Annotated in this window: 20 protein-coding genes, 2 tRNA genes, 1 other RNA gene and 1 pseudogene; 21 read left to right on the top strand and 3 right to left on the bottom strand. The window is 28.9% G+C overall.

Annotation, left to right across the window (positions count from 1 at the left end; genetic code table 11):
* Positions 1–43: 43 nt before the first annotated feature.
* A complete protein-coding gene (locus BN6774_RS00365) occupies positions 44–775 on the bottom strand; it encodes a lysophospholipid acyltransferase family protein (RefSeq protein WP_066889127.1) in 732 nt (243 codons plus the stop codon).
* 163 nt (positions 776–938) lie between these two features.
* Between BN6774_RS00365 and BN6774_RS00360 the strand changes: the two genes are divergently transcribed.
* The 13 genes from BN6774_RS00360 to ffs all read left to right on the top strand — a co-directional run bounded on the left by BN6774_RS00360 (position 939) and on the right by ffs (position 12,156).
* Positions 939–1,724, top strand: coding sequence for a staygreen family protein (locus tag BN6774_RS00360; protein WP_066889125.1), 786 nt, complete (start codon positions 939–941; stop codon positions 1,722–1,724).
* A gap of 66 nt (positions 1,725–1,790) precedes the next feature.
* Positions 1,791–1,865 (top strand) — tRNA-Arg (locus BN6774_RS00355).
* Positions 1,866–2,010: 145 nt separating this feature from the next.
* A complete protein-coding gene (locus tag BN6774_RS00350; protein WP_066889123.1) occupies positions 2,011–2,826 on the top strand; it encodes a MerR family transcriptional regulator in 816 nt (271 codons plus the stop codon).
* Positions 2,827–3,535: 709 nt separating this feature from the next.
* Positions 3,536–4,732, top strand: coding sequence for an MFS transporter (locus BN6774_RS00345; RefSeq protein ID WP_066889121.1), 1,197 nt, complete (start codon positions 3,536–3,538; stop codon positions 4,730–4,732).
* Between the two features lie 74 nt (positions 4,733–4,806).
* Positions 4,807–5,973, top strand: coding sequence for a M20 metallopeptidase family protein (locus BN6774_RS00340; protein ID WP_066889119.1), 1,167 nt, complete (start codon positions 4,807–4,809; stop codon positions 5,971–5,973).
* Between the two features lie 46 nt (positions 5,974–6,019).
* Positions 6,020–6,682: a DUF554 domain-containing protein gene (locus BN6774_RS00335; protein WP_207644557.1), complete on the top strand. Its 663-nt coding sequence runs from the start codon at positions 6,020–6,022 to the stop codon at positions 6,680–6,682.
* Positions 6,683–6,858: 176 nt separating this feature from the next.
* Positions 6,859–7,011, top strand: coding sequence for a zinc-ribbon domain-containing protein (locus BN6774_RS00330; protein ID WP_066889109.1), 153 nt, complete (start codon positions 6,859–6,861; stop codon positions 7,009–7,011).
* A gap of 444 nt (positions 7,012–7,455) precedes the next feature.
* Positions 7,456–8,823: an MATE family efflux transporter gene (locus tag BN6774_RS00325; protein ID WP_066889107.1), complete on the top strand. Its 1,368-nt coding sequence runs from the start codon at positions 7,456–7,458 to the stop codon at positions 8,821–8,823.
* Positions 8,824–8,932: 109 nt separating this feature from the next.
* On the top strand, positions 8,933–10,180 hold the full coding sequence (locus tag BN6774_RS00320; RefSeq protein WP_106404252.1) for an HlyC/CorC family transporter: 1,248 nt from the start codon (positions 8,933–8,935) through the stop codon (positions 10,178–10,180).
* A 165-nt stretch (positions 10,181–10,345) separates the two neighbouring features.
* Positions 10,346–10,792 (top strand): nucleoside deaminase, encoded by a 447-nt coding sequence (locus BN6774_RS00315; RefSeq protein WP_066889106.1) that lies wholly within the window; start codon positions 10,346–10,348, stop codon positions 10,790–10,792.
* Positions 10,793–10,806: 14 nt separating this feature from the next.
* On the top strand, positions 10,807–11,577 hold the full coding sequence (gene lgt, locus BN6774_RS00310) for a prolipoprotein diacylglyceryl transferase (protein ID WP_066889104.1): 771 nt from the start codon (positions 10,807–10,809) through the stop codon (positions 11,575–11,577).
* Positions 11,578–11,801: 224 nt separating this feature from the next.
* Positions 11,802–11,891 (top strand) — tRNA-Ser (locus tag BN6774_RS00305).
* Positions 11,892–11,894: 3 nt separating this feature from the next.
* Positions 11,895–12,156, top strand: an RNA gene (ffs, locus tag BN6774_RS00300) — signal recognition particle sRNA large type.
* 155 nt (positions 12,157–12,311) lie between these two features.
* On the opposite strand, the gene BN6774_RS00295 is transcribed toward ffs, so the two are convergent.
* Both BN6774_RS00295 and BN6774_RS00290 read right to left on the bottom strand, forming a co-directional pair.
* Positions 12,312–12,806, bottom strand: a complete 495-nt coding sequence (locus tag BN6774_RS00295) for a dihydrofolate reductase (protein WP_066889102.1) — start codon at positions 12,804–12,806, stop codon at positions 12,312–12,314.
* On the bottom strand, positions 12,806–13,597 hold the full coding sequence (locus tag BN6774_RS00290) for a thymidylate synthase (protein ID WP_066889100.1): 792 nt from the start codon (positions 13,595–13,597) through the stop codon (positions 12,806–12,808). The genes BN6774_RS00295 and BN6774_RS00290 overlap by 1 nt, the downstream gene beginning before the upstream one ends.
* Positions 13,598–13,958: 361 nt before the next feature.
* On the opposite strand from BN6774_RS00290, the gene BN6774_RS00285 reads away from it, so the two are divergent.
* The 8 genes and pseudogenes from BN6774_RS00285 (at position 13,959) to cls (ending at position 20,963) form a co-directional block, all read left to right on the top strand.
* A complete protein-coding gene (locus tag BN6774_RS00285; protein ID WP_066889098.1) occupies positions 13,959–14,297 on the top strand; it encodes an inorganic diphosphatase in 339 nt (112 codons plus the stop codon).
* 129 nt (positions 14,298–14,426) lie between these two features.
* Positions 14,427–14,504 (top strand): annotated as a pseudogene (locus BN6774_RS19065) (GNAT family N-acetyltransferase); the annotation flags it as partial.
* A 315-nt stretch (positions 14,505–14,819) separates the two neighbouring features.
* Positions 14,820–14,951 (top strand): hypothetical protein, encoded by a 132-nt coding sequence (locus tag BN6774_RS18915; RefSeq protein WP_268873127.1) that lies wholly within the window; start codon positions 14,820–14,822, stop codon positions 14,949–14,951.
* Between the two features lie 93 nt (positions 14,952–15,044).
* Positions 15,045–16,214 carry an MFS transporter gene (locus tag BN6774_RS00275; protein WP_066889094.1) on the top strand — a complete coding sequence of 390 codons (1,170 nt, stop codon included), beginning with the start codon at positions 15,045–15,047 and terminating at the stop codon, positions 16,212–16,214.
* Positions 16,215–16,573: 359 nt separating this feature from the next.
* Positions 16,574–18,196, top strand: a complete 1,623-nt coding sequence (gene dnaX / locus BN6774_RS00270; RefSeq protein ID WP_066889092.1) for a DNA polymerase III subunit gamma/tau — start codon at positions 16,574–16,576, stop codon at positions 18,194–18,196.
* A gap of 124 nt (positions 18,197–18,320) precedes the next feature.
* Positions 18,321–18,665: a YbaB/EbfC family nucleoid-associated protein gene (locus BN6774_RS00265; RefSeq protein WP_066889090.1), complete on the top strand. Its 345-nt coding sequence runs from the start codon at positions 18,321–18,323 to the stop codon at positions 18,663–18,665.
* A 150-nt stretch (positions 18,666–18,815) separates the two neighbouring features.
* A complete protein-coding gene (gene recR, locus BN6774_RS00260; RefSeq protein ID WP_066889083.1) occupies positions 18,816–19,412 on the top strand; it encodes a recombination mediator RecR in 597 nt (198 codons plus the stop codon).
* A 15-nt stretch (positions 19,413–19,427) separates the two neighbouring features.
* Entirely contained in the window at positions 19,428–20,963 is a 1,536-nt protein-coding gene (cls, locus tag BN6774_RS00255) for a cardiolipin synthase (protein WP_066889082.1), read from the top strand.
* Positions 20,964–21,050 lie beyond the last annotated feature (87 nt).

Genomic DNA, 21,050 nt, shown 5'->3' with positions numbered 1-21,050 from the left:
CTTTTATGTGCAACAGCTTAAAAATATATTTGAGCTTTTATTATTAATTATTGCTAGGTAGTTTACTCTTAATAATTTCATAAACCTTTTTAGGAAGCTCATCTTGCTCTTCCTTAGATAAATTTGCTGTTTCAATGGCTGGATGTATATATAAATCTACGTGAGCAGGTTTAACTATCCATTTCTTCTTACTTGTCTCCATTATTTTATAAGATCCATTCATGGTAACTGGTACTATTGGAACTTTAGACTTTGTTGCAAGTTTAAAACTACCTGCTTTAAATTCTCCCATTTTATCGCCCTTACTTCTGGTACCTTCAGGGAAGATTACTATAGAGTGTCCCTTTTTTAATATCTTTATTCCTTCTATAATAGCTTCACCAGCTTTTCTTATATTACTTCTATCCATAAAGACACAATACATATATTCCATCCAAGTACGAACTCCAGGAATTTTCTTAACTTCAATTTTAGAGACAAATCCTTTTAAACCAGGAATTTGGCTCATATATATTGGAATATCAAAGTTCCCTTGATGATTTCCTATGTATAATACATTTTTATCCTTAGGTATATTTTCTAAGCCATGCACTGTTACTTTAACTCCTGCAACTTTTAATAAACAGCTTGCCCAAGTAGTAGTAACTTTGTAAACAAGTTTATCTCTTTTTTCTATTAAACCTTTTTTATCTAGCCTTTTAGTCCTTATCATAGCTGGAATGCTAATAATAAGTGTACTAAAAAATACTATATACCAAACAATAGATCTAAGCATGAAAATCAAATCCTTTCAATAAATTAAATAATTCCATAAATAAAGTATATAACAAAGTAATAAGTTAGAAAAGTTAATTAAAGATTCTTTTATAAATGCAAAAGTAACTAAAATAATATAGAAAACATATATTATATAATATTAGTGGTTAGAGGTGTTATTTTTGAGTAAGTTAGATCCTTATAAATTAACTATAAAGCGTAATGAAGATATACTAGATAATGGACCTATAATACCAAGGTGTTATGAAGTTACTTACTTAAAATCTTCAAATTCAATGTCAATAATTATAGATAAGAATGAAGATAAGAGTAAGAACATCTATAGAGGGGAAGGTCTTTGTGGTAGATGGTGCTGTGAGAATGATAAATACATGCTTTTCTTTCAAATAAATGTTATTTCAAAGAAAAAAGGCTATGATAAGGTAAAGGAAAGAGATAAAGTAATAAGAGAAGAGCTTCCATTAATGATTAATGCTATAAGGAAAACTGAAGAAAAATTTTTAGGAGAGTATAAAGATTTAGATAATGCAGAAATATTTATAAAGTTTAATTCGCTTTATGATGATTTTTATAAGGTAGAAAATTGGGGTAAGCTTAGAAATTATATAGATACAGAAATTAAAGATGAAAAGACCATAAGAGAAGGAGAAATTAATAATAAGCTAATTAAACAACAAAATAAAATTAAGATGAATGAAAGTTTAATTTTAAACTTTTTATATTATCATATAGAGTTATTCCTATTTCCTATGTATGGAAAAGATGTTAAGTTTCTAATTAACGATATGAATATATTAAATATAGAAGAAGTTAATGATATTAATGGAATAGGTAAAAATCATGAGATAGTTGTATCTGTTAAATTGTTAGGAAGAGTTGAAATAGAAGAAATATTATTAAACATAGTAGTAAAGAGAAATAAGGTATTAATTAAACCTATTGTTTAATTCCAAATTCTTTGGGCAAATATTGACAGAAGGAAAATGTTATTATACAATTTACTTGGTACTTAAGCCTTCATAGTTCAATGGATAGAACAGTCCCCTCCTAAGGGACAGATACAGGTTCGATCCCTGTTGGGGGTACCATATAGGTTTAAAAAGCGGCTTAACCGTAAGGGTTAGGTCGTTTTTGTTTATTTGGAGGGTTAGAATTATAAATAAATTTTTTAATAAGTAAAAGATATAGATGCAAGTTAGTATAATAGTTTATAAAAATCTGGGGGGATTCATCGTGAAAACATATAAAATTGGTGAAATTGCTAAACTACTTGGCATTAGTGCTGAAACAGTAAGAAACTATGAAAAAAAAGGTCTGATTGAGCCCTATAAGGAAGATTCTAATTATCGTTATTTTGATATTATAAAGGTTAATCATTTGCTTAATATTCAGAAATTCCAGAAATATGGATTTAATTTGCATGAAATTAAGGAAATAATGAATGAGAGTACAATGAAAGAAGCAGAGTATTCATTGATAAATAGAGAAAAGGAGTTATTGAATGAAGCTTTTTATTTGAATTTAAAGATAAATAGTGTTAATACAACAATTAACTTCATGACTCAAGCACAGGATGCGAAGCAAGAATGTTTTCTTGGTGAGCGACCACCATTGTATCGTTTGAATTACCAAAAAAATCATGAATTGATTGAAGACGAAAGAGTTCAAGAAGAGGTTGTTAAATGGCTGAAATATGCAGATCTTACTTTTATGTCAGGATCTATACAGCTGAATGCTATGATGAATTTGGGCAAAGATTTTGATTTTGGTTTCTGTTTAGATAAGAGAACAGCAGAGTTTCTTGGCATACATGAAAATGATATTATCCAATTTTACGACAGTTGTCCAGCTATTGTATTTTATTATGAGGCAACCCCAAAGAATGATATAGAAGGTATTTCTAAAATGATATTGAAATATGCAAATGAACACAATTTAAGAATTGTTGGAGAAAGTATATCTCGTGTAATTTTTGCACGATGGATAGATGAAGAGGAATATCTTATCTCACATTTAGTTTGGATACCTTATGAGAAAATAGAATCTTAGTTATTTATAAAATATATTTAGGCAGAACTCTCAAGGGGGTTTCTGCTTTTTATTTTTTGAAAAGGGTATCTTATTATATTATGTTGATAATAGTTCTTTTTTAAATCGATTTCTTTTTATGAATTATCTCTTTCTAAGTGAAATGATAAAAAAATAGTAATTAATAGTAGAAATATATAAAGAAAGTTTAATATAAAAATTTATTTAAATAATGGATTGACTCTAAATTACATTTAAGGTTTATAATCCTTTTGTACTAAGAAAACAGCTAGTTAATAGAAAATATAATGTATAGTATTAGTCCGAAAATATGTTGTAATTAGAAATAATTATGATATAAAAAGGTAAGAATTAAGATGACCTATATCAATAAAGGCAATTATAAATTAATTATACAAGATATATGTTTCAACTATATTTTATCTTTTTATGTCAATAATTAAATTCTGTGAGAACTTATGATTGATAGCATCTATAAATATTAGTAAATAATACTTCATTAGATTCCTATGTCTAGCAGTAATGAGAATTTGTAGATTATATAAATTTGAGCTCAACTACTAATTTTCTATTTAAGGTACAGAAGAAAATGAATGAGATATTGATAATCCCATTCATAAACGCATGAGAAAGAATTATCTTTTATCCTAGGAAAAAGAAAAAATGTTCATGTGTAAGTAAAATTTTTGATGATTATTAGGAGGATTCTATGAAATTTACAAAAAAAGAATGGATAGTATTCGGGATTGTGTGCTTAATAGGTATCTTTGCAAATCTTGATAAAAGTATGATTGGATTTACTGCAGATAAATTAATCAGCACATATGGTTTTACAAAAGCAGAGATGGGAAATTTATCTTCTGTTTTCTATGTTAGTTTTATTTTAGTTACTATTCCAGGCGGTTGGTTAGTTGACCGTTTTGGATATAAGAAATTTGTTGTAGTTTCTTTAAGTATATTAATGGTATTTTCATTCATATTTGGAAATGTTAGTGGATTGTTTGCAATTCTATTCTTACGTTTCTTAGTTGGATTCGGACAAGCTGGATATACAAATGGTGCACCAAAAATAATTAGTGATAACTTTGCGCCAGAGCAATGTGCTAAGGTACAATCCATTGTAATTGCAACTGCAGGTATTGGTGGTATTCTTGCTAGTACAGTTGGACAAAGCATTATCAATGTAAATTGGCATTATGCTTACTACATGCTAGCAGCAGGTTATTTAGTAGCTCTTGTTCTTGTTGCTATTTTCTTAAAAGACAAAAAGGTAGCAAATACAGAAATTAAAGAAAAGGCTCAACCAGCAGAAAAAGTAGGTTTCTTTGATGCATGGAAAGATAAGAATACATTATTATTAGCAGTAGCTGTATTATTCAGTAACTTAGTTGGTGTAGCAATGATGTTCTGGTTACCAAATGTATTCCATGTAAACTTTGATATTCAAAACTCATCAATGTTAAGTACTGTTATGGTTGGTTTCTATGTAGTTATGACTATTGCAACAGCTATAAGTGGATCTGTAATTACTAAGTACTTCAAAGGAAAAGAACAAAAGTTTATTTTCTGGGCATCTATAATTACAGCAATATGTATTGTTATATTTATAGCAGCACCTATATATCAAGTAGCTATAGCAGCATTATATGTTTCTGATTTTACTATGATGATAGCTTTCTCTGCACTACTATCTATACCATATCAACTTGTGCCAAGAAAGATCATAGGATCAGCATTTGCTGTATTAAATATAGGAGCTTTTGTTGGCGGAATTATTTCTCCACAATTAGTTAGTGCATTTGCAAAATCTGATAGTTACTTCTTCTCTTTTATAGTACTTGCTGTATGTATGGTAATTTCAGGAGCAGCTACTTTATTAGTAAAGAAGCCTAAAGATATTGCTTAAAAAATTTATTTAAAGATATTAGATAGAGTGTGCCAGAATTTTATATTCTGGCCTACTTTTATAGGAGGTATATTATGAAAGAATGGTTTAATAAAATTCCAGTAGAGGATATGGTTTCTTGGAGACGTCATATTCATGAAAATCCAGAATTATCATTTGAGGAGTATAAAACAGCAGCTTTTGTTGAAGAAAAGCTAAGAAGTTTTGGAAACATTGAAATTGTAAAGCCAACAGAAACTAGCGTTCTTGGTATTTTACGTGGGGCTAAAGAAGGAAAGACTATACTTCTTCGTGCAGATATGGATGCTCTACCTATGCAAGAAGATGGTGATATTCCTTTCAAATCAAAAGTAGATGGAGTAGCTCATACATGTGGACATGATACACATACTGCAATGTTATTAGCTACAGCAAAAGTACTTTCAGAGTTGAAGGATTCATTACAAGGAACAGTTAAGTTCATATTCCAACATGCAGAGGAGCTAAATCCAGGCGGATCTCAAGGAATCATAGATAGCGGTATGATTAATGATGTAGATGCAGTAGTAGGACTACATATTATTCCAAACCTTGATTGTGGAAGCATATACGTAAGACCAGAAGGTGCTGCAACAACAGCTGCTGATGGATTCTTTTTAAACATTCAAGGAAAAGGAAGTCATGGTTCTATGCCACAGTACGGAATTGATCCTATTATTGTTGGAACTCAAATTATCAATCAATTACAGACTGTAATTTCTAGATGTACTACTCCAGGAGAACTTGCTGTAATAACTGTTGGTGAGTTTAAGTCAGGGGATGCTCCAAATATTATTCCTGATAAGGCATATATGAGTGCATCTATTCGTACAATCAGTGATGAAACTAGAAAAAATGTTGAATTAAAAGTTAAAGAAATTATAGCTAATACATGTAAGACTTATGGTGCTACTTATGACTTAGATTATCAACTTGCATACCCAGCTGTTATTAATGATAAAGCAGTATCAGCAATGGTAATGGATAGTGCAAGAGAAGTATTAGGAGAATCTATGGTAAGAGAAGCTCCATTAATGAGTGCAAGTGAAGACTTTGCAAATTATCGTCAAATTGCACCAATCTGTTTTGTACAACTTGGAGGTGGTACTGCTGCGGATGGATGTGGTTTTGCAAATCATCATCCTAAATTTACAATCATGGAAGAATCTATGATTAGTGGTGTTAAAACAGAAGTACAAACAGTATTAAATTTTTTAAAGTAATATAGAGAACGAGGGGGCGATTAACATGCTATATATCTTATGAAATATGCTTGGAATTGAGATAGCGGGGTTTGCAAGTAGCTATGCCAAAAAGTTCATTTCAAAGGCTCAGCTACAGGCAGTACTTATCATTGCTAATCTTTGTATTGCTGTTGTTGGTATACAGGGAGCTATTACTACGAAAAACAATGTGTTAATGATTGTAAGTTGTGTACTAGGGGCCATGATTGGAGTAAGGCTGAATTTGGATGGTAAATTCAATCAATTAGGATTGTTTTTAAAATCTAAGTTTAAGACGGCAGATGAGAACTTTGTTAAGGGATTCATTACTGTATTTATGATTCAGTGTGTAGGGTCTATGGCAATTGTAGGTCCTTTGAATATTGGGCTTAAAAATGATTCGTCCATATTATCCTTTAAAATTATTTTAGACATATGCAGTACATTAATATATGGAGCTATTTATGGTAGAAGTGTTATGTTGAGTGGTCCCTTTATTTTTCTTTATGAAACAATAATTTTTCTTTTAGCAGGTGTTCTGCAACCAATACTAACATCTGATGTGATTAATGAGATTTCTGCAATTGGGTCTTTACTTATTTTTGGAATGTCTCTTGATCTTTTGGGTGTTATGAAACTGAAAGTTGCTAATTATCTTCCAGCTCTTTTAGGACCAATTGGTTATTATATGATTACTACTCTAGCGTAAAAATAGGAAGTAATGATAATTTGTTTTAGAAAAACTATTGCAATATATAATATAATATGATATTATATATAAATAGCTCAGAGCTAGTAAAATAAGTTTCATTTAGATAAATAATTTCTCAGAAATTAGAGATTATTATCCATTTAGAATCTTTAATTTTAGGAGGAATATTTATTATGACAGATAAGACAATTGTATGTAAAGATTGCGGAAGTGAATTCGTATTTTCAGTAGGAGAACAAGAATTCTACAAAGAAAAAGGATTCGATAATGAGCCAACAAGATGCGTATCTTGTAGAAGAGCTAGAAAGCAACAAAATAGAAGATAATTTTGTTTAATTTGAGAGCTTTAAGTATAACTTAGAGCTCCTTTTTATTTAAATTACTAAAAGATAGCGTATATAACCTAGAAAGAGGAAAATAAAGTGAATTTATAAATATCTTTATGATATGTTTTAATAAGTAAAGAGAAAAGGTTCATAGTAGCATCCTTTTAAAAGCTACTTACCATATTTATGTAACAATGGATTAGTAAAATACTAGTCCATTATTTTTTTTTTTGAAATATAGCCAATCTACTTATTTTCCCTAAATATTCCTTGGTTAATCTTATTGACAAAAGTAATTAGTTATTAGAAAATATCATAGAAAAAGAATTAAAAAGCAGATGGGCAGCTAATAACCCATTTGCTTTTTTCTTTGCCCGGAAGTTATCGTATAGTGATTTTCGTGGACAAGCAAAGTTATGAATTAATATTACTAAGGAGGATATAATGAAGAAAATATTAAAGGATAAGTCTTTTATTACTACAATGCTTACACTAGCACTACCAATAACATTTCAAAATTTTATAACATCATCATTAAACCTCGTTGATAATTTAATGATTGGGAGACTAGGGGAAGAGGCTATTGCAGCAGTAGGTTTAGCAAACCAATATTTCTTTATTTTTATGTTATGCCTATCGGGAATTAATGCAGGTGCTAGCGTTTTTATGTCTCAATATTGGGGAAAAAAAGATATATTAAGTATTAAGAAGGTACTTGGATTAGATATTACCATAGGATTTATTGCATCTCTAGCCTTTGGCGGAGCAGCACTTATATTTGCAGATCAAATAATGTCTCTATTATCAAGAGATCCTAGAGTTATAGAATTAGGAGGAGAGTATTTAAAAATAATATCTATTAGTTTTATATTCACTAATTTTACTCAAGGATTTTCTTCAGCATTAAGAAGCTCTGAACAACCTAAACTTCCAATGTATGCAAGCTTAATAGGAGTGCTTTGCAATGCGTTTTTAAACTGGGTATTTATATTTGGAAATTTAGGTGTAAGACCAATGGGAGTAGCTGGAGCGGCATTAGCTACAACTATTGCAAGAACTTTAGAAATGATTTATATAATTTTCATGATTTATGCTAAGAATAATATTGTTTCATCAAAGGTTAAGGAACTATTTGCTTTCAATATGAATTTTATAAAAGTATATTTCAATACATCTACTGCAGTTATTGCTAATGAATTATTATGGGCTTTAGGGATGACAGCTTATTCAGTAGCCTATGCTCAAATTGGAACTAGTGCTGTAGCTACTATGCAAATTGCTACAACTCTAAATAATATGTTTATGGTTCTATGTATAGGTCTAGCTTCAGCAGCTTCTATAATGGTGGGAAACAAGATAGGAGCTAATGAAGAAGATATTGCTGTTGATTATTCTCATAAAATAGGTAAAGTAGCACCTATGCTAGGGTTATTAATAGGAATAATAGTATGGGTATTAGCTCCACAAATAGTAAGGCCATTTAATGTGGAAGCAGAAACTTTTAAGGATACTGTTACTGTTTTAAGGATAATGGCGTTAATTTGTCCTATAAGATCCTATAATGTAGTAATGATAGTAGGAATATTTAGGGGTGGTGGAGATACTCTTTATTCAACATTAGTTCAATTAGGAACTGTATGGTTCTATGCTGTACCGGTTGCGTTTTTAGGCGCAGCAATATTAACTGTTCCAGTAACAACTGTTTATTTCTTAATATGCACAGAAGAATTTATTAAGATTATCTTTGAAAGAAAGAGATTAAAGTCAGGAAAGTGGATAAAAAATGTAGTAGAAGAATGCAAAGCTGCGTAAAATATATTAAATTATCATTGGTAAAATTTTTATTAAATCTAATATTTTGAATTTTATATATGGTATAATTATTAAATAAAAAAATTATTTAAATATAGGAGCGTGAATTATTTTGGAGAGTTATACGTGGCAGATAATATTATTAGTAATATTATTAATTATGTCAGGATTTTTCTCTATGTCAGAAACGGCCTTAATGGCTCTAAGTAAAATTAGAATAAGACATATGGTGGATGAGGGAGTTAGGGGAGCTAAGTTAGTTGAGAAGCTATCTGAAGATCCAAGTAGATTGTTAGGTGCAATATTAATTGGAAATAATATAGTTAATATAGGAGCTTCAGCTCTTGCAACATCAATAGCAGTTAAGGCTATTGGTGAAAGTGGAGTAGGATTAGTTACTATAATAATGACTGTTTTAGTTCTTATATTTGGGGAAATAACTCCAAAATCTATAGCTAAACAAAATTCAGAAAAAGTGGCATTAAAGGTTAGCAAGCCTATAAATATTATTGTAAAATTGTTTAGACCTTTTATAGCAATTTTTACTGCTATATCTGGATTATTTATAAAGCTTTTAGGGGGAGATCCTAAAGCAACAGAACCATTTATTACTGAAGAAGAATTAAAAACAATGGTTGGAGTAAGTGAAGAAGAAGGTGTCCTTGAAGATGTAGAAAAGGAAATGATATTTAATGTTTTCGAATTTGCTGATTCTCAAGTAAAGGATGTTATGGTTCAAAGAGTTGATATAGTTGCTGTAGATATTAATGCTACTTATGATGAAGTTATAGAGGTAATCAAAACTGAACAATTCTCAAGAATACCAGTTTATAATCAAAATATAGATGATGTGATAGGAATACTTAACGTCAAAGATTTAATAATGGCAACTCAATGTAAAGAAAATTTTAAGGTATCTGATTATATGAGAGAACCTTATTATACTTTTGAGTTTAAGAAGATAGTTGAATTATTTAAGGAAATGCAAAAAACGAGAAACCATATGGCAGTAGTATTAGATGAATATGGCGGAAATGTTGGTATAGTTACTATAGAAGATTTAATCGAAGAAGTAGTAGGTGAAATTGAGGACGAATATGATGATGAAAAGGATAGCGATATTATAGTAGTTAAAGAAGATGAATATATTGTAGATGGTAGCGCTAGGTTAGATCATATTGGAGACTTAATAGGAGTTACTATGGAGTCAGAAGAATTTGACTCTGTAGGAGGATTAGTCATTGGTGAATTAGGTAGATTCCCAGAAAAGAATGAAGAAGTTAAAGTAAATAATATTAAATTTGTAGTAGAAGATATAGATAAAAATAGAATTAAAAAGGTTAGAATATTTACCTGATTTAAATGTAGAATGTAGAAGTAAGAATGTAAAATTAAGGTGGTTTTGCATAGCAAAACTTAAATTAGATTGGTGCAGAGCACCTTCTATTTAAAAATCCTTTGGATTTTTTCCTTAATTCTACATTCTTCATTTTTAATTTTTAATTAAAAAAGGGGTTTTATCATGGATTATATGAATCTTGCAATAGAAGAGGCTGAAAAGGCTTTTAATAAGGGGGAAGTTCCTGTAGGAGTAGTAATAGTTAAAGAAGGGGAAGTTATAGCGTGTCAGCATAATTTAAAGGAAGAAAAAAAGTTAACTACAGCTCATGCAGAAATATTAGCAATAGAAGAAGCTAGTAGGAAATTAAATAATTGGCGGCTTTCTGGATGTGAAATGTATGTTACATTAGAGCCTTGCCCTATGTGTGCTTCTGTAATAGCTCAAAGTAGAATATCTAAGTTGTTTATTGGAACCTTTAATAAAGATATGGGAGCATGTGGTTCAACCATTAATTTACTAGATTATGATATATTTAATTGGAAAGTTGATGTAAAATGGTGTTATAATCAAAAATGTAGTGACTTATTAACAACATTTTTTGAAAATAAAAGAAGCAAAAGAATTTAGAAGGAGGAATAAAAATGAATCCAGTAGCTTTTGAAGTTTTTGGTTTACCAATTAGATGGTATGGGATAATAATATCCATGGGCGTTTTAGCTGCTATGTTATTAATATACATATTAGCTAAGAAGAAAGATCTTAACTACGATACAATAATAGATGCTTTTTTAATAACTTTTCCGATATCGATAATAGGAGCTAGATTATATTATGTAGCTTTTGAATATCAAAATTATCATTCCTTTATGGATGTAATTAATATAAGAAATGGTGGAATGGCTATTCATGGTGGTGTTATAGCAGCCTTACTTTCAGGATATATTTTCGCAAGATATAAGAAGATTAATTTCTTAAAATATGTTGATGTTATAATGCCTGGAGTAATTTTAGCCCAAGCAATAGGAAGATGGGGAAATTTCATGAACCAAGAGGCTCATGGAGGTCCTGTAACTAAAGAATTTATAAGTAAATTTCCAGAGTTCATTCAAAAGGGAATGCTTATAAATGGAACTTACTATCATCCAACTTTTTTATATGAATCTATATGGAATTTATTGGTTTGTTTAATTTTAGTTTATATACTTCTTAAAAAGAAGGAATCAAAGGATGGAATTATACTTGGGGGATATATGATTTTATATTCAATAGGTAGATTTTTCATAGAAGGATTAAGAACTGATAGTTTAATGTTCATGGGTTTAAGAACAGCTCAAATGGTAAGTTTATTAGGAATAATATTAGGAATAATATTAATTATATGGATAAACAAAACTAATAGGTCTAAAATATAATTTTAAAAACTCCTTCGGGAGTTTTTTTTCTTCAATTATCCATTATTAACTATCAATTATTTATTATGAAATAACTCCCGCCTTTTAATTCTTGCAATATTGATTTGTATATGATAATATATAGCAGTAGTTAAAATTAAATAGATATAATTAAATTAAAAATTTGTTATACTATTAATTTACTTACCGCTATGAACTTATGTTAATAGCGAATTTTATAATATGGAGAGATGTCCGAGTGGTCGAAGGAGCACGCCTGGAAAGCGTGTATAGGGGAAACTCTATCAGGGGTTCAAATCCCCTTCTCTCCGCCATGGCCGTGCTAGATGGGGAGTTAGCGGTGCCCTGTAACCTGCAATCCGCTACAGCAGGGTTGAATTCCTAGTCTAGGCCTTAATCTGTAGAGCCTGCCTATGCAAGTGGTGTTGATGGCAAGGTCCCATACGACGTAAGTGCGTGAACCTCGTCAGGTCCGGAAGGAAGCAGCGATAAGCGATTACTGCGTGTGATATGGATTAATCTTGTCAGAGCTAACTACATAGTAACGTCTATAGATTATTGTCGAAGCTAGGTGCACGGTTTAATTTTTAGGCCTTTCTTATAAGAAGGGTTTTTTTAATGTAAGGGCGAAAATTAAATTCAATTAATTATTTATAGGTTACTCTTCAATAGGATTAACATACAATAGGACAAAGAAAGCGAGGGAATTCCTTTAAGGAATGCCCTCGTTTTCTTTATAATTTCTTTGTTAAGTTAATAAAATCAAAGTTTAAATTATCTTTTTCGTTAATTAGTAAATCTGATTTATACTCAACAGACCACTTATCAAGACTGATTTCTGGGAATTTTGTATCTCCATCAAAGTCTTTATAAACTCTAGTTAAATAAATTTTTTTAGTATTAGGTAAAAGCGCTTTGTATATTTCGCCTCCACCAATAACAAATGCTTCTTCGGAAGAGTTTTTAAATCTATTGATAACAGAGTTAATATCATTAACTATTTCAACTGATGAAGAGTCCACCTTAAAGTTTTTATCTCTAGTAATAACAATGTGATGTCTATTGGGTAAAATCTTAGGTAGTGATTCAAAAGTTTTTCTTCCCATTATTATAGTATGGCCAGATGTGATTTCCTTAAATCTTTTTAAGTCATCAGAAATATGCCATAAAAGCTTATTGTCACCACCAATTACATCATTGCTAGCTTTAGCTACTATAATTGATAGCATTACACACTTACCTCCATTTTGATTGGATCGTGGTGTTTATAATCTATAAGCTTAATATCATCTACTGTGAAGTCGTAGAAATTATTTATTTCTGGATTTATCCAAAGTTTTGGAGCATCATAATCTTCATTTGCTCTAGTAAGTTGAAGCTTCATGCCTTCAACTTGATTCTCATATATATGAGCATTGTTTATAACATGAGTAAATAATCCTGGTTTTAGGTTAGTTACTTGTGCTATTAAGTGAACTAATACAGCATATTGGCTAGTATTAAATGGAACTCCTAATGGTATGTCTCCACTACGTTGGATAAGCATACAATTAAGATATCCATCAGTTACATCCCATAAAGTTTGGTAACAACATGGTTGTAAAGTCATTTCAGGTAAATCTTCAATATTCCACATGGACATAATCATTCTTCTGTCTTGAGGATTATTTTTTAATGTTTCAATAAGCTTATCAACTTGATTAAATTTAGCTATTTGATATCCATAAGCTTTACCTATAGTATTATTTTCATCAACCCATTCATCCCAAATGTGGACATTTTGTTCTTGAAGTTTTGTAACATCGTTTGACTGATCTCTGTATATCCAAAGCATTTCCTTTATAGCAGTTTTAAATGCAACCTTTTTAGTAGTTAATATAGGAAACTCTTTTTGTAAATTAAACTGCATAATTTGATGTGGTAATTTGTATGTAGGCATTCCGGTTCTATTGTTATCATAATATCCATTATCTAAAATATCTTTAACAATAGATAAATATTTTTTATCATATAAACTCAAATTATATCCCTCCTTATTTCGTTTAAATTTATTGTACTATAAAAATCATAATATAAAAACAACAAAAAATAACGTAAAATTAACTCTATATACATTATATGGTATGATTATTTTGATAAAAAGAGAGAGACTAATTATGATTAAGGATAAGCTTTTACTAACTTCTATATTTTTTCGGCAATATCCATTATTATTGCATCAACTAATATTTCAAAATCTATTGAAAATAATGGATTAAATATATCAAGTGGATTATTTCAAGGATTAAGTAATATTAATAATACCACTAGGGATATATTTATTAATAATAAAAGTGATAGTGATATTTTAAATATTTATTAAATCAATAAGGAGAATTAAATTGGAAGAATATTTGGGTAGGTTCGTAGATGTTATAGTAGATAGACCATTAGGAACTAAACATCCATCTCATGGTTTCTTTTATCCTATTAATTATGAATATATTCCTGAAACTATTTCGGGTGATGGTGAAGAGATAGATGTATATATAGTTGGCGAATTTGAGCCATTAGAAATTTACAGTGGATTTGTTGTAGCAGTAATAAAAAGAGAAAATGATAATGAAGATAAATTGGTAATTTGTAAAGATAAAAACAAATATAATAAGTATCAAATAGAAGCCTTAGTTGAATTTCAAGAAAGATTTTTTGTATCATATATAACCATGTATCATGATTAAATTATTAATAGAGGAAATAAGACTAGGAGAAAAAATCTTATAATAAGAAAGCTAGGTAAAGCTGATGCTAAACAATCTTGGGAGCTGGTATTTAAGGCTTTAGAACATGATTAATATGCTTTTGGAGCAACTATATGGGGAATGTATGTATCACCTGAATATCGGAGGAGTGGTATTGGAAAATTATTAAGGTTTCTGAAGTTATAAAGAATGCAAAATCTATGGAATGATTAGAGCAATTAAAATTAAGTATTATTAGCAATAATATAAAAGAAATAAATTTATATACATCAATGAAATTCGAGATATATGATAAAGAAAAAATGCAATGAAAATATATAATGAATATTTTTATGAAGATTATATGGTGTATTTTGTAAAATAAAAGCAAGAAAATTCGGAAAATAATATATGGTATTAAATACTATGTTTCTTCCTGTTTTTATTTTAAAAATACTTGCAAATTTTCATAAAATAATTTACTATATAAATATATTTGGAAATGAAAGGAGAAATAGAACTGTGGAATTTTCTGTAAGAAGGTTTAAGTATGAAATTTTATCTAGTAGTTCTCAATCAAAAACAGCTACAATTTTTAAAAATTGGATTACTATACCCTTTTTTAAGAGGATTTTGCAAGAATCTATTTCATAAATTGCAATATAGTAACTCCAATTAGACCTAGAACTTAAGACTAGGTCTTTTATTATGCCCAGAAATGTAAAAAAATAGTTGGAGTTGATTTGAATGAATAATATAAAAAAGAATATAAAAAATGATTACTTATATAAATTTCTTTCCGCCTTTGATATCACATCTGCCATATGGGTATTATATCTAGGATATAAAGGTATGAGTTTGGCACAAATAGGCTTGCTTGAAGGAATATTTCATATTACAGGTTTTATTTCGGAAATACCTACAGGTGCATTGGCAGATTTATTTGGTAGAAAAAGAATGATTATAATTGGAAGAATAACATCATCAATATCTGCAATTATTATGTTGTTTTCTAATTCTTTCTTAGGGTTTGCCATCGGTTTCATATTATCAGCTTGGGGTTATAATTTAAACTCAGGTTCAGAAGAAGCATTAATTTATGATACACTTAAAACTTTAAATAGAGAAGATGAATATTTAAAAATTAATGGAAGAATAAATTTGATAATAGAAATTTCGCAAGGATTAGCAGTTTTTATTGGAGGGATTCTTTCTCAAATAGATTTTTCAATTAGCTATATTACAGCAATTATTATAGGGATACTTTCTTTGACTGTTTCTTTTAATTTTACAGAAGTAAGTGTTAGGGAAAAACATGAAGAAAAAATAGCTATAATAAGTCATTTTAAGACTTCTATAAACATATTAAAAAATAATAAAATACTTTTAAATGTATTAATGTTCTTTCCTTTAATATATACTTTCTCAGCTATAATATATTTTTACGGACAACAATTTTTAAATGATGTAGGGTATTCAAGATTAGATATTTCTATAATATTTTTATTTAATGGTGTGCTTTCATCTTTAGGATCTATTCTAAGTAATAGAATATACAACAGATTTAAGAAATTGGGTTGGTTAACAATATCAACGGTTATTAGTATTTTAATAATATTAATGGGATATTTAAGTAAAGAATTATCAATATTGATTTTTTTATCTATAGGATTTTTAACTGCTATACTTCAACCTATAAGTAGTAAATTAATAAATTCAATGGTGGAATCAAAACAAAGAGCAACTATAATTTCTGTTGAAAGTATGTTTTTCTCTTTAATGATGATAATACTGTTTCCTATATCTGGACTAATAGGGGATGTATTTTCATTAGATTTTTCATTTAAGATTATCGGGGTTATAGGTATGTTGATTGCTATTATTGAAATAGTTATTATAAAGAAAAAAATAATATAGAAATTTATTTAAGAACTCAAGTTTAGCTTGGGTTCTTTTTGCATTTTAAAAATTTATAAAATTATATATGTACTTTTGTGTAATAGGGGGTTATTTGTTTGGAATAATATATATTATATAACTTATTAAAAAATATCTAATGTAAACGTATTTGTATAAAATTTAACAAGGAATAATTACAATATTTACATATTTCCATATTAGGATGGTATGAGTACAATTTATATGCAAGATTTAAAATTGTCACTCGCATGAAGAAAAAAATAAAATGAAGGATTTAAAAATAAAACTTTCAATCTTCATTAATTTTTATCTTTAGTCTATAATATAAGTAAATAATTAAAATAAGGAATGATTTTATGGGATATACAGCTTTATATAGAGAATGGAGACCACAAAATTTCTATGATATTGTTGGTCAAGAACATATAACAACTACAGTTAAAAATCAAATATTAAATGATAGAATAGCTCATGCATATCTTTTTTGTGGAACTAGGGGTACTGGTAAGACAACAACAGCTAAAGTTTTTGCAAAAGCTTTAAATTGTCTTGACTTACATGAGGGAGAGCCTTGTAATAAGTGTGAGATGTGTCAAAAAATAAATGAAGGATTAGCTATAGATGTTACAGAGCTTGATGCTGCTTCAAATAATGGTGTTGATAAAATAAGAGATATTATTGATGATGTTAAATATCCACCACAAGAAGGTAGATATAAAGTTTATATAATGGACGAAGTTCATATGTTATCTACCGGTGCTGTAAATGCATTTTTGAAAACATTAGAAGAGCCACCAAAGAATGTAATATTTATTTTGGCAACTACAGATCCACAGAAACTACCAATTACGATTCTTTCTAGATGTCAAAGATTTGATTTTAAAAGAATAAATAATAACGAAATTACAGGAAGACTTAGAAAAATAGTTAATGAGCAAAATGCATTAGCAGATGATAAAAGCTTAAATTTAATTGCAAGAGTTTCAGATGGAGCAATGAGAGATGCTTTAAGTATATTAGACCAAGCAATATCCATGGGAAATGGATCAGTAGAATATGATATTCTTATAAATATGCTAGGTCTTGTAACTAATGATCATTTATTTAATTTAACAAACTCAGTTATTCAAAGAAATGTTGAAAAGTCAATAAGTATAATAGATGAAGTGGTTTATGCAGGAAAGGATATTTATCTTTTTATTAAAGATTTGGTAAGTCATTATAGAAATATTCTTATGGCAAAGGTTACACATAATCCAGAAGAAGTATTGGATATGTCAGAAGAAAATATAGGTTTAATTAAAGAACAAGCGTCAAAGATTAGAGCTGAAGAAGTTATGAGATATATTAGAATACTTCAAGAAGCTGAAGGAAATGCAAAGTTAAGCAAGCAAGCTAGGTTGTATTTAGAACTTGCAATAATAAAAATGTGTAAGATAGAATATGATACTTCTAATGAAGTTATTTTAAGTAGAATAAACAAATTAGAAGAAGGATTAAAAAATGGAAGCCTTAAAGTTGTAAGTGCTGTTTCAAATTCTGATAATAGTACAAAAAATGAGAATATAGTTAAAGAAGCTAAGAAAGAAGTTAAAAGAACTTTAAATCATAATATATCTGGAAATGAAAATTCTAAGGTGACATTAAGTGATATTCAAAGGTCTTGGAAGGATATCTTAGAAAGATTTAAGGCTAGAAGAAAGATGATAGTTTATGCATCTATGGTTACAGGAAAGCCTATTGAATGTAAAAATGGAATTTTAACTATAGAATATGAAGAGCAATATAAATTTAATAAGGATAGATTAGAAAAGCCAGAAAATAGAGCTGTTATACAGGAAGTATTAGCAGAAATATTTAGAGAAGATATAAAAATTGTATTTGAAGTTGAAGAAGCTTCAGGAAGTTCTGAAAAATCAACAGAAGATATGTTAATAGAATCTTTAGGGTCAGATATGGTAGATATTTTAGATGAATAATGTCTACATAAATTATATGATAAATAAGTATAATAAAAATATAATTAATACCATGTTAAATGTAGTAATATAAAGAAAAATACTATATAATAAAGAATAGATTTTATAAAAGGAGGATGTTTTTATGGCAAGAGGAGGATTCCCAGGCGGATTTGGGGGAGGAAATATGAATAACCTAATGAAGCAAGCACAAAAGCTTCAAAAGGAAATGGAGCAAATGCAAAAGGACCTAGAAACAAAAGAGTTTGAAGTTTCAGTAGGTGGTGGAGCCGTAGTTGTAAAGGCAAATGGTAAGAAGGAAATAGTTTCTATTAATATAAAGCCAGAAGTAGTAGATGCTGATGATGTAGAAATGTTAGAAGATTTAGTACTAACTGCAGTAAATGAAGCTTTAAGAAAAGCTGAAGAAGAAAGTGCAAACAAAATGGGAAAATTAACTGGTGGAATGAACATACCAGGACTATTCTAAATTAAGAGTTAAAAAATTAAAAATGTAGAATTATGGATGTAATTTGTTCCAAATTACTAAAATAATTAAATTGAAAAAACTCCTAAGGGAGTTTTTTCCTTAATCTTTAATTCTTAATTCTACATTTTACATTTTAAGTGAGGTGATTTTATGGATTTTTATCCAGTTGCTATAGAAAAGCTTATTGAAGAATTTGCCAAGCTGCCAAGCATAGGGCAAAAAACAGCTCAAAGATTAGCCTTACACGTATTAAATCTTCCAGAAGATGAAGTTAGAGAGTTTGCAGATGCTTTAGTAAAGGCAAGAGGAACTATAAAGTATTGTTCAATATGTGGAAACTTTACAGATTCAGATCCTTGTGCAATATGCTCTAATCCAAGCAGAGATAAAGATATAATTTGTGTAGTTGAGCAACCAAAAGATATAATGACTATGGAAAAAGTTAAAGAGTATAACGGAACATATCATGTTCTACATGGAAATCTATCTCCAATGCAAGGAAGAGGTCCACAAGATATTAGAATAAGAGAATTAGTTGCGAGAATGAGCGCTGATGTAAAAGAAGTAATACTTGCAACAAATCCTAATATTGAAGGCGAAGCAACAGCAATGTATATTTCTAGAATATTAAAGCCTTTAAATATTAGAGTGACTAGAATAGCATCAGGAATTCCAGTTGGAGGAGACTTAGAATATGCTGATGAAGTAACTCTTTCAAAGGCCTTAGAAGGTAGAAAAGAAATATAATATAAAGGGGAATATATGACAAAGTTATTAAAATTCTTATTTAGTAGAATGGTTATTGTAGGTTTACTTATATGTGTTCAACTTGGAATTTTAATTTTTACAATATGGAAATTATCGGAGTCCTTTGTTTATTTATATGTATTATTTACTGCTATAAGTATATTTGCAGTTATTTATATATTAAGTACTAAGGATAATCCATCATATAAGTTAGCGTGGGTAATACCGGTTTTGCTTGTTCCTGTTTTTGGAGGACTGTTCTACTTAATATTTGGATCAAGAAGAACTACTAAAAAGTTTAGAGCTAGAGTTAGTAATATTTATAATGAGACATCAAAATATCTACTACAAGATAAAGATATTTTAAAAGAAATTGAAGAGGATGATAAATCCTTTGCAAATCAAGTTAGATATCTAAATAACTATGCAGAAAGCCCAATTTATAAGAACACAATAACAAGGTATTTATCACCTGGTGAAGAATTTTTTGAAGAATTAAAAAAAGAATTACGAAAAGCTAAAAATTATATATTTATGGAGTACTTTATAATTCAAGAAGGTGTTATGTGGGATAGTATCCTAGAAATTTTGGAGGAAAAAGTCAAAGAAGGTGTAGAAGTTAGGCTAATATATGATGATATGGGATGCCTTCAAACTCTTCCTTATAAATATTATGAAAAGCTAAGAGAAAAGGGAATAAAATGTTTAGTTTTTAATCCTTTTGTTCCTTTTTTGTCAGTAATAATGAACAATAGGGATCATAGAAAAATTACTGTAATTGATGGTCATACAGCCTTTACTGGTGGAATAAACTTAGCTGATGAATACATTAATGAAATAGTACGTTTTGGTCATTGGAAGGATGCTTCAATAATATTAAAAGGTGATGCAGTTTGGAATTTAACCATGATGTTTCTTCAAGCGTGGCAATTTACTTGTGGTGAAAAAGAAGATTATGAAAAATATAAACCTCATATAAATTATGAAGGAAAATTTGAAAGTGATGGGTATGTTCAACCTTATGGGGATAGTCCTTTAGATGATGAAACAGTAGGAGAATATGTTTATTTAAATATAATAAATAAAGCAAGAGATTATATTTATATAAATACTCCTTATTTAATTGTTGATAATGAATTAGTAACAGCATTAACTTTAGCGGCTAAAAGCGGAGTGGAAGTTATTATAGTAACTCCTCATATAGAAGATAAATGGTATGTGCATTTAGTAACTAGAGCTTATTATTCGCAATTAATAGAGGCTGGAGTAAAGATATACGAATATACACCAGGATTTATTCATTCAAAGACCTTTGTATCTGATGATAAAATTGGTGTAGTTGGAACTATAAACATGGATTATAGAAGTCTTTACTTGCATTTTGAAAATGGTGTATTATTATATAAAACTAAATCCGTCTTAGAAATTAAAGAAGATTTCTTAGAAACATTAAAGGTTTGTCAAGAAATTACATTAGAAGATTGTCATAAGATAAAATGGTCAAATAAATTTATTACTGCTATATTAAGGGTATTTTCTCCTTTAATGTAGAAATTATAAGATAAGTTTTTAAATCTTTTTGAATAATTCAAATTAAAAATGGACATTAATTTAATAGGAATTATTTGGGAGGATTGA

Origin of the sequence: Clostridium nigeriense (assembly GCF_900086595.1) — a bacterium.
Taxonomy (GTDB): Bacteria; Bacillota; Clostridia; order Clostridiales; family Clostridiaceae; genus Clostridium; species Clostridium nigeriense.
The sequence above is the reverse complement of the archived record's forward strand: the minus strand, read 5'-3'. Positions and strand labels throughout refer to the sequence as shown.